11 protein-coding genes are annotated in these 13285 nt (G+C 63.7%); 4 read left to right on the top strand and 7 right to left on the bottom strand.

Features of this window, described 5'->3' with window-relative positions; translation table 11 throughout:
- Positions 1 to 44: 44 nt before the first annotated feature.
- From WMO64_RS07500 to WMO64_RS07480, 5 genes are all read right to left on the bottom strand, one after another.
- Complete coding sequence (locus WMO64_RS07500) at positions 45 to 1100, bottom strand: alcohol dehydrogenase (protein ID WP_349231582.1); 1056 nt, start codon at positions 1098 to 1100, stop codon at positions 45 to 47.
- Positions 1097 to 2062, bottom strand: coding sequence for an isochorismatase family protein (locus tag WMO64_RS07495; RefSeq protein WP_349231581.1), 966 nt, complete (start codon positions 2060 to 2062; stop codon positions 1097 to 1099). Before WMO64_RS07495 ends, WMO64_RS07500 begins: the two co-directional genes overlap by 4 nt.
- Before the next feature lie 54 nt (positions 2063 to 2116).
- On the bottom strand, positions 2117 to 2713 hold the full coding sequence (locus tag WMO64_RS07490) for a cysteine hydrolase family protein (RefSeq protein WP_294517884.1): 597 nt from the start codon (positions 2711 to 2713) through the stop codon (positions 2117 to 2119).
- A 40-nt stretch (positions 2714 to 2753) separates the two neighbouring features.
- The gene (locus tag WMO64_RS07485) at positions 2754 to 4046 is read right to left on the bottom strand and encodes a cytosine permease (protein ID WP_294517882.1); all 1293 of its coding nucleotides are present in this window, start codon (positions 4044 to 4046) and stop codon (positions 2754 to 2756) included.
- A 389-nt stretch (positions 4047 to 4435) separates the two neighbouring features.
- Positions 4436 to 5326 (bottom strand): diacylglycerol/lipid kinase family protein, encoded by an 891-nt coding sequence (locus WMO64_RS07480; protein WP_349231580.1) that lies wholly within the window; start codon positions 5324 to 5326, stop codon positions 4436 to 4438.
- Positions 5327 to 5691: 365 nt separating this feature from the next.
- On the opposite strand from WMO64_RS07480, the gene WMO64_RS07475 reads away from it, so the two are divergent.
- Entirely contained in the window at positions 5692 to 6405 is a 714-nt protein-coding gene (locus tag WMO64_RS07475) for an AzlC family ABC transporter permease (protein ID WP_294517877.1), read from the top strand.
- On the top strand, positions 6402 to 6743 hold the full coding sequence (locus WMO64_RS07470) for a branched-chain amino acid transporter permease (protein ID WP_294517875.1): 342 nt from the start codon (positions 6402 to 6404) through the stop codon (positions 6741 to 6743). The genes WMO64_RS07475 and WMO64_RS07470 overlap by 4 nt, the downstream gene beginning before the upstream one ends.
- A 47-nt stretch (positions 6744 to 6790) precedes the next feature.
- On the opposite strand, the gene WMO64_RS07465 is transcribed toward WMO64_RS07470, so the two are convergent.
- Both WMO64_RS07465 and WMO64_RS07460 read right to left on the bottom strand, forming a co-directional pair.
- The gene (locus tag WMO64_RS07465; protein ID WP_294517873.1) at positions 6791 to 7723 is read right to left on the bottom strand and encodes an AEC family transporter; all 933 of its coding nucleotides are present in this window, start codon (positions 7721 to 7723) and stop codon (positions 6791 to 6793) included.
- 176 nt (positions 7724 to 7899) lie between these two features.
- Complete coding sequence (locus tag WMO64_RS07460; protein ID WP_349231579.1) at positions 7900 to 10026, bottom strand: bifunctional metallophosphatase/5'-nucleotidase; 2127 nt, start codon at positions 10024 to 10026, stop codon at positions 7900 to 7902.
- A 317-nt stretch (positions 10027 to 10343) separates the two neighbouring features.
- Between WMO64_RS07460 and WMO64_RS07455 the strand changes: the two genes are divergently transcribed.
- Together WMO64_RS07455 and WMO64_RS07450 are read left to right on the top strand one after the other, a co-directional pair.
- Positions 10344 to 12128, top strand: a complete 1785-nt coding sequence (locus WMO64_RS07455; RefSeq protein WP_349231578.1) for an ABC transporter ATP-binding protein — start codon at positions 10344 to 10346, stop codon at positions 12126 to 12128.
- A 25-nt stretch (positions 12129 to 12153) separates the two neighbouring features.
- The gene (locus WMO64_RS07450) at positions 12154 to 13245 is read left to right on the top strand and encodes a zinc-binding metallopeptidase (protein ID WP_349231577.1); all 1092 of its coding nucleotides are present in this window, start codon (positions 12154 to 12156) and stop codon (positions 13243 to 13245) included.
- The last annotated feature ends 40 nt before the right edge of the window (positions 13246 to 13285 follow it).

Below are 13285 nucleotides of genomic sequence, written 5' to 3'. Positions count from 1 at the left end.
TGCCCCTCTGCCGCGGCTGTCCCGGCCCTGCGGCGTTCTGCGTGTCAGCGCCGGTATGGGGTAATGGCCACCTTGACGCAGCCGTCCAGGTGGTGCTCAAAGATGTCATACCCGTGCATGATGTCGTTGAGTGGCATGGTATGGGTGATGAGGGGGCGGCAGTTGAGCTTTCCCCCCTCAATGAGCTTCATCAGCACATCGTTGTGGCAGGCGTCCACACCGCCGGTCTTGAAGGTCAGGTTCTTGCCGTACATCAGGTGGAGGGGCAGGCTCTGGGCCTCCTCGTACATGGCCACCAGGGCCACCACGCCGTTGGGCCGGGCCACCTGCCAGGCGGTCTGGAAGGTATCCTTCCCGCCCGCCGCCTCGATGACCGCGTCGGCGCCCCGCCCGCCAGTGAGGCCCTTTACCACGGCCGCCAGGTCCTCTGTGCTGGGATTGACCGCCACGTCGCACCAGCCGTTTTTCCGGGCAAAGTCCAGCCGCTCCCCAATGGGGTCCACCGCCACGATACAGGCGGGGCCGAAGAGCCGGGCGCTCATCATGGCGGTGCAGCCCACCGGTCCGGCGCCCAGCACCACCACCGTGTCGCCCGGCCTGATCTCGGCCAGCTCAGCGCCGAAATAGCCGCTGGGCAGGATGCAGGAGAGCATGATCACGTCCTCATAGGCCAGGCTGTCGGGGATGACGGTCAGGCCGTTGTCGGCAAAGGGCACCCGGACGTACTCGGTCTGGCAGCCGTCGATGCGGCAGCCCAGCTCCCAGCCGCCCTCCACGCAGTTGTTCACAAAGCCCCGCTTGCAGAACCAGCATTCACCGCAGAAGGTCTCCACGTTGGCGGCCACCCGCTGGCCGGGCCTGATTTTTTTGACTGCGTCGCCCACGGCCACCACCTCGCCGGCAAACTCGTGGCCCAGGATCACGCCCTCCCTGGCCCGGGGGACGGCGCCGTTGCGGATGTGGAAGTCGCTGGTACAGATGCTGGACATGCCCACCCTGACGATGGCGTCCCGGGGGTCCAGCAGGGTGGGGACGGGCCGCTCCTCAAAGCGGAGGTCCCCCTTGCCGTGGTACACCACGGCCATCATGGTCCCGCTCACGTCGCCTCACTCCTCTCCTGTTGGCCGGACATCTCTCCGGGCGCTGTATTTTGGGCGATCAGATCCAGAATGGTCTGCCAGGGCAGCACCTCGGCGCAGTAGTTGACCTGGAGCAGGTTCAGGCCGAACTCGTGCTCCACCTGGGTGGTGGAGTCCACGCAGTCCTCCGCCACCAGGATGCGGTAGCCCCGCTGGAAGGCCTCGATGGCGGTCTGGGCCACGCAGACGTGGGTCCGCCAGCCGGTGAAGATGATGGCCTCGGTGCCCAGCTTTTTCAGAGTGGCCTGGAGTTTGGTGCCGATAAAGGCGTTGAAGTAGTTCTTTTTCAGCACATAATCCCCCTGGGCAGGGGCCAGCTGGTCGATGATCTGGGCGCCCCAGGTGCCCTCCAGGCAGTGGTCGGGCCAGATCTCCAGCTCGGGGTCGTTGCAGTGGTGGGAGTCCCGGACGTAGATGACCGGGATGCCCATGGCCCTGGCCCGCTCCAGCATGGCCTTCAGGGGCTCTATGATGTTGCAGATGCGGCGGCAGGACATGGACCCGCCGTCCAGAAATTCGTTCTGCATGTCCGTGCTCACGATGGCGTACCGGCTGCGGTGCTCCGCGTCCCGCACCTTGTCGCCGATGGCGCCCCGGCAGTCGTTCTCCCGCAGCACCCGGTCCAGGGTGTCCCGCACCCGCTCCAGCTCCCGGATCTGGTCCTCCACGTCAAAGAGCTGGCGCTTGAGATAGCTGCGCAGGTCCACATCCGGGTCGTTGAGCATGGCGTCGATGTCCTCCAGAGAGAACTTCTGCTCCCGGTAGAAGTGGATCTGGTGGAGGCGGGCCACGTCCTCCTCCGAATAAAGCCGGTATCCGGCCGGCGAACGCTCCGCCGGCCGGATCAGACCGATTTTCTCATAGAAACGAATTCCCTTGACGGTGAGGCCGGTCTCGTCGGCCGCTGCCTTGACGGTCAGCATTCGCGTCCCCCTCCTCTGCCGTCCGGAATGGCCGCCTGGCGGCGGCAGGGCGGGTCACAGCCGGTCAAGAATGGTGTTGCTGTCGGTGACGGCGCCGAAGTGGGTCTCAATGTCCCACAGGGAGGACTCCTGCTCCCGGGGTCCGGTGGCCCGGACGCAGTCTCTGGGCACCACCACCTGATAGCCCCGGAAGAAGGCGTCGTGGCAGGTGGAGCGGACGCAGATGTTGGTGACCACGCCGGTGACCACCACGGTCTTGCGGCCCAGCTCCCGGAGCACCAGATCCAGGTCGGTCTGGTAGAAGCCGCTGAAGCGGCGCTTGGGGATCTGGTAGTCCTCGGGCTGGGGGGCCAGCTCGTCGATGACCTTGCCGCCCCAGGTGCCCTCGATGCAGTGGGGGGCCCGCTTGTCAAACTCCTTGTCGTACTTGCCGGCCCGGTGCCAGTCGTTGATGAAGATGATGGGCAGCTTCTTGGCCCGGAAGGCGGCGATGAGCCGCTGGGTGGGCTCCACGGTCTCCATGCCCTCGGGCAGCACCATGGCGCCGCCCTCCTTGCAGAAGTCGTTGACCATGTCCACAATGAGCAGGGCGGGGTCGGTCAGTTCGTAGTTGGAGCCGTCGTCCACAAAATGTTCTGCAAAGCCTTTCATAAATTTAAAATCCTTCCTTTCGCGTGTGGTTGAGGTGAAATTAAGCGCGAGTCTTCACCCCGCTGCCCATGATGGCGCCCAGCACCGCCTTGACCACAAAGGCCACGATGATACCGTTGACCACGGGCATGCCGAAGGGGATGCGGGTGACGATAAAGCCCAGAATCCAGGCGATAAAGCCGGCGATATTGACAGTGGGCAGTTCCGCCTTGTCGGGGTCGGGGTAGTCCTGCTTATAGGTCACCAGGAAGTCGGCAAAGAAGATGCCGCCCAGCGGGGGCACGGTGGCGGACAGAAAATCGATATAGGAGCCGAAGTAGTTGTAGAAGCCGATGATGGCGAAGATAATGCCGATGACGCCGAAGCCGATGACCAGCCAGGTGCGCTTGGCCTTGGGCACCACGCTGTTGAGGGTCATGGAGCCGGAGTAGACGCAGCCCTGGGCAGTGGACCAGATGTTGAGCACCAGCACCAGGAAGGCGGGGGCCAGCAGGCCCTGCATGGACAGCATGATGGCCACGTCGGGGGTGCCGGTGACCACGGAGCCGATGGCGCCGGAGAGGAGCATAAAGGTGTTACCCAGCATCAGGGTAATAATCATGACGATAATGGCGGAGCGGATGCTCTTGGAGAAGCGCATGATGTCGGGAGTGAACATGACGGCGCCCACCGCGTAGGAGCCCACGCCCAGGCCCACGGCGTAGCTGTAATCAATGGGCTTGGCAGGGACAATGCTGTTCATGCCGACAATGCCGCCGGCGTCGTTGACTGCAATGACCATAGAGATGATGCCGAAGATAATGATGAGGGGCACGGCAATGTTGCTCAGCCAGGTCATCCACTTCATACCCCGCATGGCGGTAAAGGTCATGCCGATGCCGCCCAGGATGGCCACGGGAATGATGGGGACTATGGGGAAGAGGGTATTGGTGGTCTGGCCGATGAGGTAGGCGTCAATGGAGAACCAGCCGATGGTGGTGACCACCACAATGGCCACAGGGACGTAGGTGCCCGCCTTGCCGAAGGAATACTTGCTCAGCAGGCCGGTGCTCATGCCGGTCTTGGCCGAGATAACGCCCATGGCGCAGGCCAGCACCGCAAGAATTACGCTGCTCAGCAGCGTGGCGGTGACGGTGTCGGTAAACGTCAGGCCCACGCCCATGCTGCCGCCGGCCTGCATGCTGGTGACCACGAACACATAGCCCAGGGAGACGGTCAGCAGGCTCAGGGCCGACCTCCGGGCCGATTTGGGAACGCGCGCGTTGCTGTACTCATCGCTGCTGTCAGCCGCGGTGGTCTCGGGGGTTTTCGCTGCGGTGTCTTCCTTTTTCACACAAACACATCCCTTTCTGATTATAAAATAGACTGAACCGAGGCGCGTTCCGCCGTCCTCCGCCACCCGCCATGACACACAACCTGGCCGGGAACCGGGCTGAATTTTTCCAGCCGGGCCAGCGGAGCAGCCCTCCGTCCAACTCAAACTATAAACCATCCTCTTAGGGGAATGTCAAGAAATTTTTGTATAAAATAAATTTAAAACGGAGAAAAAACTTTTTGATTTGCAGCATTTTTAACATAAAAGTGAGAAGGAAGTGTGGGAAACAGGAAAAGAGGACCTGATCTGACGGTTTTTTCACAAATAGGGCGCGTCAAAAGACAAAACCGCCCCGCCTCGCCCGGGAGGGCGAAACGGGACGGAGATCCTGCGGAGAGAGGGGAACCTCAGGCGCCGTAGACAATGGTCACCGCGTGGCGGCAGGCCTGGATCTCGGCCACCTGGGGGGCGCCGCCGTACTCCCCGTCCAGAGTCCAGGGGGTCTCCTCGGCGCAGGTGATCTTCAGCCGGGAGGCGTGGAAGCCCATCACCCCGGCGGCCTCGTCGGTGGTCTGCTTCATCAGGGCGGTGATGGCCCCCTGGAGCTCCATGGGGTTCCGGGGGGTGCGCACCAGCACCACCTCCAGCAGCCCGTCGTCCAGGGCCACCGAGTCGGCGGGCAGGCCCAGCATGCCCCCCACGGAGACGGTGTTGCTCACCATGCCGAAGATGAACTCCTCCTCCAGCACGCCGCCGTCGTACTCCACCCGGGCCTGGTAGCCCTTCAGATTGCCCAGCCGGGAAATGCCCTCCAGCACGTAGGCCAGGTGGCCGAACATGTTCTTCACCTGCTGGGGGGTGTCGTAGGCCACATCGGTGAAGGCGCCGAAGGCGGCCACATAGACGAAATACCGGTCGTTGAACCGGCCGATGTCCACCGGGCGGGGCACGCCCTCCGCCGCCGCTGCCGCCATGGCCTCGTAGCCCTTGGGCAGCTTCAGGTTGCGGGAGTAGTCGTTGGTGGTGCCGGCAGGGATGTACCCCAGCTCAGGCCGGTGGCTGACCTCCATCAGGCCGGTCACCACCTCGTGGAGGGTGCCGTCGCCGCCGCAGCAGACCAGCCGGTCAAACTCGCCCCCCAGCCATGCGGCGGTGTAGGTGGCGTCCGCCTTGCCCTGGGTGGGGCGGACGGTCACCAGCCATCCGGCCTTGGTGAAGATGTCCAGCACGTCGGCCAGCTTGGCGCGGATCTGGCCCTTTCCGGCGTGGGGGTTGTAGATAAAGAGCAGTTTCTTCATAATTCCTCCGAACAGATAAGACTGGGCGGACCCTCCGGGCTGTGGGGAGGGGGAGCGAAAAGATAGTAAAAGCTGCGGCGGTCCGTGGGGGCCGCCGCATGATGGCAAGGATCTGCATCTGTGAGAAAAATACCGGGCGGATGGAGCGGCGTTCCGACTGCCGGCAGGGGCTGAGATCCCCTGTTCAGGCCGGAGCCTCCGCCCGGAGAGTGAATGGTCCTATTATACCGTATCCTATGGGAAATGCAATCAGACTTTGCCCAGGACGGAAAAATTGTAAACCTCTGCTTGCCTTTTTCCTGAAAAAGTACTAAACTATTGCTTTAGCAATCTATTGTGTGCAAGTAAACAGAGGAGGAGTTCCCATGAACCGCAAGGCGCTCTCCGCCGCCTTTCCCGTTACCCTGCCGGTGCTGATGGGCTATCTCTCCATCGGCATCGCCTTCGGGCTGATGCTGGAGCGGGCGGGCTACAATTTTATCTGGGCGTTTTTCATGAGCCTGACCATCTACGCCGGGTCGGGCCAGTACCTGGGGGTGGAGCTGCTGGCCACTGCCGCCGGGCTGGGCACTGTGGCGGTGATGACCCTGCTCATCAACTTCCGGCACCTGGTATACGGGCTGTCCATGCTGGAGAAGTTCCGGGGCATGGGCTGGCGGAAGTTCTATATGATTTTTTCCCTCACAGATGAAACCTATGCCCTGCTGGCGGGGGCGTCCGTGCCTGTGGGCGTGCGGCCCAAGGACTTCTACTTCGCCGTGGCCATTCTGGACCACCTGTACTGGATCGCCGGGTCGGTCATCGGCGGCGTGGCCGGCGGCCTGCTGTCCATTGACATCACCGGCATTGACTTCGCCATGACCGCCCTCTTTGTGGTCATCGCGGTGGACCAGTGGAAGGCGGCCAGGGAGCACCTGCCCGCCTTCCTGGGCGCGGGCTGCACCCTGCTCTTCCTCATCCTGGTGGGGGAGGAGCAGATGCTGCTCCCCGCTCTGGGGGCCATCGTGGTGGCACTGCTCCTCCTCCGGCCCAGGCTGGACAAGGGGCAGAACGCCGCCGGAGAGGAGGCGGGCGTATGACGCCGGTGATACATGCCGTACTGGCCATCGCGGTGATGGCCGTGGTCACCTTCCTGACCCGGGCGCTGCCCTTCCTGCTCTTTGACCGGGGCGGCAATCCCCCCAAGCTGGTGCTCTACCTGGGCCGGGTGCTGCCCCCCGCCATCATCGCCATGCTCATCGTCTACTGCCTGCGGGGCCTGCGCAGCGCCAGCCTGTTCACTCCCGCCGGATGGCTGCCCCAGGTCATCGCCGTGGCGGCGGTGATCCTGCTCCACCTGTGGAAGCACAACAACCTGCTCTCCATCTTCGGCGGCACCATTCTCTATATGGTGCTGGTGCAGGTGGTATTCGTGTAATAATAAGAAGAGGCGCTGCCGGATGTCCGGCAGCGCCCCTTTCGTCTTCAGGAGAGCAGGTTGGCCATGACCGCCACCACCGGCAGGGTGACGACCGACAGCAGGGTGGACAGTGTGACCATCTGGGCGGCGGAGCCCACGTCCCGGTTGTACTGCTGGGCCAGGATGCCGCTGGTGCCTGCGGTGGGGGTGCCGGCCAGGATGACCATGGAGCAGTACACCAGGGCGGGCAGGTGGAAGGGCAGGAGCACCAGGGCGGTGATCAGGGGGATAACGATCAGCTTGAGGATGGAGGAGGCGTACAGGTCGGGCCGGCGGAAGGTGCGGCCCAGGTCGGTGGAGGCCATCTGGCCGCCGATGACCACCATGGCCAGGGGGGTGTTCAGGTCGCCCAGGAAGTCCACCGCGTTGCCCACCATGGAGGGCAACCGCAGGCCGCTGAGGAACAGCACCAACCCTACGGCCAGGCCGATGGTGCCCGGGTTGATGAGGGCCTGGCGGACCGAGATCTTCTTCTGCCCGCCCACCAGGATCACCCCGTGGGTCCACTGGAAGAGGTTGAAGGTGACGGTGGCCACCACGGCGAAGATGACCGCGCCCTCCCCCAGCACCGCCTGGAGCAGGGGCATACCCATAAAGCCGTTGTTGGCGTATACGGTGCTGAACCGGAGCACTACCCGGGTGTCCTCCGGGCTGGAGCGGAAGAGCAGGGGCACCAGAGAGCAGAACACCACGTAGTAGGCCACGGTGATGAGGAACATGATGCCGATGTTCCGGAGAAGGCCGGGGTCAGGGTCGATCTGCATGGAGCTGATGATGACGCAGGGGATGGCCACATAGAGCAGCAGGTTGGACAGCTGCCCCAGGGTGGAGGGGGAGAGACGGCCCAGCTTGGCCATCACGAAGCCCACCCCCATCAGCAGAAAGAGGGTGACCACCTGTCCCGCCACCACCAGCAGGTTGTTGAGAATATCCCACATTCCAAGGACCTCACATCCAAATCATGATATGATTCCGCGTTTGGCAGATATTATATTATTATAATCCGCTCCGACGGCGGACGCAAGGCCCAGACCTGCCCCAAAGGGCGGACCGGAAAAGAAAACGGGCGGGCGGGGATTTCCCCGCCCGCCCGGATGGGGCAGACGATCGGATGTCAGCCGGCGTTGCCGTTTCCGGCGTCGGCGGCCTTGTCGGCGGTGAGGGTGATCACGCCGTCGGCTTGAGTGGCCTGGATGCCCAGCAGGGTGTTGATGGCGCCCAGGGAGACGTAGTAGTTGCCCTGGTACAGCTCGGCGGCCACATCCACCGGCTTGCCGTCCACCAGGACGGTGATGGTGCCGGAGGCCTCAAAGGCGGGGACGGTGACGGCGGGCAGGGCGGCGGTGGTGTAAGCGGCGCCGGTGGTGATGACCACCTGGCCCTTTACCCACTCCACGTTGAAGCCGGCGGTGGTGCCCGCAAAGGCGGTGGCGATATCGCGCAGGCGGTAGAAGCCCTGAAGCTCGGCGGCGGAGTACAGCTTGCCGTTGACCACCACGTTGTTGGCCTCGTTCAGATTGATGCTCTTGTTGTAGGGGGTGGCCAGCGCGCCGGAGTTGATCTTCTCAATGTAGGCGGCCCGCTCCGGGTTGTCCAGCTGCAGGTCCACGCCGGTGATCTTCCAGTTGTTGTCCACCACGGGCTCCAGGGGATCGTGCTGGGCCAGATAGGCCACCAGCATGTCCCGCACGGAGGAGGAGGACTCCCACTCCTTCTCGCCGGAGATGATGCCCTCGTTCTTCAGGCCGGTGTACCGGTAGTCGTTGACGCACAGGGTCAGGGTCATGTCGTCGGTGAGGGGCGCTCCCTTGAAGGTCACGTTCTCGATCCGCTGCCCGGCGGGCTTGGACAGGTTGACCTCGTAGTTCAGGCCGCAGAAGTGGTCGTGGAGATAGCCGGCCTTGTCGGGGTTGAAGGAGATGTTGATGTCCCCGGGTTGCCACTGGTTCCAGCACTCGGCGGCCCACTCCATGTAGGCCTTCATCTCCGCGCCGGTCACCTTCACGGTGTAGAGCACGTTGGGGTACTTGTAGATGTCGAACATGTTGCCGTAGTTCAGGTCGCCCTTCTTCAGGTCGCTGGTGTCCTTGAACAGGGCCACGGCGGTCACGTCGGCGCCCGAGTTCTCCAGCTGGACGGTGCCGATCAGGTCGATGACGGCGGTGTCCATGATGCGCCCGGCGGGGATGCCCTTGATCTCGTTGACGGGCTGGAAGTCGGCGGCGGCGTGGCCCAGCACGTTGTCCTGGATGAAGGACACGGTCTTCTCCTGGGCGGTCTTGATGGCGGGCACGCTGCGCAGGCCCTGGTCGGGAGCCACGTCCTTCATGGACACGGTCTCCACGGTGGCGGAGGTGATCTCCTTGTCGGCGTTGAGGGTCAGGTCGTAGCGGACCACCTCGCCGGCGTTGTTCTTGGTCTCGCCCACGGGGATGGTGTCGTTGTTGATGTAGCTGGTGTGGGTGTGGCCCATCTGGAGCACGTCCACCTCGGGGCACTTTTCCAAAATGGTCTTGGCGGCGTCGGCGCCGTCGGTGGAGTACTCGGCCTCCAGACCGGCGTGGGCGCAGACCATGATCACGTCGGCCTTGCTGCCGATCTCCTTGATGCACGCGGCCACGGCGTCGGCCAGAGGCTCAAAGGTCAGGGAGTCCACGCCCTGCTTGGTGCCGTCCCAGCGGGGGATGTTGGGGGTGTCCACGCCGATGATGGCCACCTTCACGCCGCCCCGGTCCACAATGGTGTAGCCCGCGCCGGTGAGGTAGGAGCCGTCGGCGTTCTTGATGTTGGCGGCCAGCACGGGCATGTCCGCCTGGGCGATGATGGACTTGAGCTTGTCCACACCGAAGTTGAACTCATGGTTGCCCAGGGTCCAGGCGTCGTACTTCATGTAGTTCAGGGCCGCCGGGACAGGGTGGTTGGCGGTGTCCTTGGAGTAGAGGTCGTCGGTCATGATGGTGCCCTGGATGGTGTCGCCCACGTCCACCAGAATGGTGTTGGGGTTCTCCGCCCGCACCTGGCTGACGTAGGTGGACACCCGGGCCAGACCGTCCCCGGTGCTCTCCTTCATATCCTCATAGGAGTAGCCCCAGATGTTGCCGTGGGTGTCCGAGGTACCGATGATAGTGATGTGGGTCTCGCCGGTGCCGGCGGCCAGGGCCGCGGGGACCAGGGAGACCAGCAGGGCCGCGGCCAGCAGCCCGGCCAGCAGGGTACGGATGCCGCTTCGTCTCTGTTTCATGTTCATCGCTCCTTCTGTCCGTTGTGTAATTTCAGATCCTGAGATCTGTCCCAACTACATTGTAGATGTTTTATACAAAGCACGCAATAGACAGGTGAGGATTTATATGCAATTTTGCGGCTGGCGGTTGGGCCCGCCGGGCGCGCCGCCCGGGGAATGCCGGACGGCCCGGGGGCCGCACCCTGCCAAATACCGGACAGGCTTTCAAAAATCAGAAGGATAGGGGGGCTTTTCCGCCGGATTTCTCCCCTTTGACCGCTGTTTATCCCCCAATGTCGTTGACAAGGGGCGCGGGGAGTGGCTATACTACCCCTGTAATGAAAGAAAAGAAAGGAAGAATTGCGTTGACCTCCAAGCGTAAAGGCAGGCGGGGATATCTCCGTATCTTTGCCTCTTACTACCGGCCGCACTGGAAGCTCTTTGCCCTGGACATGGTGTGTGCCCTGCTCATCTGTATCGTGGACCTGGCCTTCCCCTACTTCTCCCGGCTGGCCATGAAGGACCTGCTGCCCCAGAAGCTGTTCGCCACCTTCTTCACCGTCATGGCCGTGCTGGCGGCGGCCTATGTGCTCAAGGGCGTGTTCTACTACATCGTCACCTACTGGGGCCACCTGCTGGGCGTGCGGATGGAGGCGGACATCCGCCGGGACCTGTTCGGCCACATGCAGGACCTGTCCTTCTCCTTCTACGACAAGAACCGCACCGGCCAGCTCATGAGCCGGGTCACCGGCGACCTCTTTGAGATCACCGAGCTGGCCCACCACGGCCCCGAGGACCTGTTCATCTCCGTGGTCACCCTGGCGGGCGCCTTCATCATCATGCTCACCATCCGGTGGGAGCTGGCCCTGATTGTGTTCGCGGTGGTGCCCCTGTTCGCCCTGTTCACCATCTTCCAGCGCAAGCGGATGATGCGCTGCTCCACCGAGGTGAAGGCCAAGCTGGCGGGCATCAACGGGGAGGTGGAGTCCTCCATCTCCGGCATGCGCACCGCCAAGGCCTTTGCCAACGAGGACGCCGAGAGCGCCAAGTTCGCCGCCGCCAACGACCAGTTCCGCAACGCCAAGCGGGGCTACTACAAGGCCATGGCCACCTACCAGTCCGGCCTGGAGCTGGCCATGGGCATGATGAGCGTGCTGGTGATCGCCTTCGGCGGCATGCTCATCATGCAGGGAAAGATGGACCTGGCCGACCTGACCGCCTTCTCCCTCTACGTCACCACCTTCATCACCCCCATCCGCAAGCTGTCCGCCTTTGTGGAGCAGTTCATGCAGGGCATGGCGGGCTTCAAGCGGTTCGTGGAGCTGATGGACGTGGAGCCCGAGATCCAGGACGCCCCCGACGCCGCCGACCTGACCGACGTGAAGGGGGACATTCTGGTGGACGACGTGACCTTCCGGTATGAGTCCTCCGCCGAGGATGTGCTCTCCCATGTGAACCTCCACGTCCGTCCCGGCGAGACGGTGGCGGTGGTGGGCCCCTCCGGCGGCGGCAAGTCCACCCTGTGCCAGCTCATCCCCCGGTTCTACGACGTGACCGAGGGCCGCATCCTGGTGGACGGCCACGACGTGCGCACCCTGAAGCAGCACTCCCTGCGGGAGCACATCGGCATCGTCCAGCAGGACGTGTTCCTCTTCGCGGGCACCATCTACGACAACATCCGCTACGGCCGCCCCGACGCCACCAACGCCGAGATCGTGGCGGCGGCCAAGCTAGCGGAGATCTACGACGACATCATGGACATGCCCGACGGCTTCCAGACTCAGGTGGGCGAGCGGGGCGTCATGCTGTCCGGCGGCCAGAAACAGCGGGTGTCCATCGCCCGCATCTTCCTGAAAAACCCGCCCATTCTCATCCTGGACGAGGCCACCTCCGCCCTGGACTCGGTCACCGAGGACCACATCCAGTCCGCCTTTGACGCCCTGGCGGAGGGACGCACCACCCTGATCATCGCCCACCGGCTGTCCACCATCCGCTCCGCCTCCCGCATCATCGTCATCGACGGCGCGGGCATCAAGGAGGAGGGGACCCACCAGGAGCTCCTGGCGGCCGGCGGGGAGTACGCCCGGCTGTGGAACGCCCAGAGGGGCGGACAGACAGCCTGACTTTTCCACCACGGAGGTATTTTTTGTGCATAAATTCAGACGTTTCGGCCTGATGGCCCTGGTACTCACCCTGCTGCTCCTGACCGGCTGCGGAAAGGAGACCGTCGCCGCCGGCGGCTTTGCCGGCTTGGGCGGACGGGCCCGGGAACTGACAGAAGAGGAGACCGCCGCCGCCCGGGAGATGCTGGAGGCCCAGCTGGGCCTGCTGTCCGGAAAGGTGACGGAGGAGGAGTATAACGCCTGCATGGACCTGATGGAGCAGCTCTGGCCCCTGCGCCAGGAGCGGCTGGCCAAGGACGAGTGGGAGAAATCCACCCAGGAGCAGCGGCTTGTGGACAAACTCAACGGCCTCTATGAGGAGTACACCGGCCGCTACATCGGGGAGGCGGGCTCCTGGGCCCCGCCGGAGGACCTGGAGTCCAGGACCCTGGCCGCCTTTGCCATCACGCCGGACGGAGGCCTCCGGGCCGAGGACGGCGCAGCCGCTGCCGCCGCCGGCCAGAGCGGGTACACCGAGGCGGACTATCAGGCCCTGTGGGAGGAGATGAAGACCATCCTGCCCCGGGACGCCTGGGAGGACTTCACCCGCTTCATCGTGTTCACCGACGGGCCGGACGAGACCCTGGCCTATGTCCAGCAGGCGGACGACGAGGGCACCAAGTGGGAGATCGCCGTGGACCCGGTGGACGGGGGAGACGGCCAGACCTTCACCGAGACGGTGATCCACGAGTACAGCCACTACCTGACGCTCAACGCCCAGCAGGTGAAGTACACCACCCGGCAGACCGCCTCCACCTACAACGAGGCGGGCATGGTGTGCCGGGAGGGGTCCTATCTGGACGACTTCTACCAGCAGTTCTGGACCGGGTACCTGGACGACCGCCTGTCCGACCCGGAGAGCTACAATTTTTTCCTCCGCCATGAGGACGACTTTGTCACCAGCTACGCCGCCACCAATCCCTCGGAGGACATCGCCGAGAGCTTCACCTATTTTGTCCTCCAGGACGAGCCACGGCCGGGGGACGCGGTGTGGGAGCAGAAGCTGAATTTCTTCTTCGACTACCCCGAGATGGTGTCCATCCGGTCGGATATCCGGGCCTGCCTGGGCCTGTCCTGACAGCAAAGTCCCCTGCAAGCCGCACTGAGCGGATTGCAGG

Source organism: Pseudoflavonifractor intestinihominis, from assembly GCF_040096055.1.
Taxonomy (GTDB): domain Bacteria; phylum Bacillota; class Clostridia; order Oscillospirales; family Oscillospiraceae; genus Pseudoflavonifractor; species Pseudoflavonifractor intestinihominis.
The sequence above is the reverse complement of the archived record's forward strand: the minus strand, read 5'-3'. Positions and strand labels throughout refer to the sequence as shown.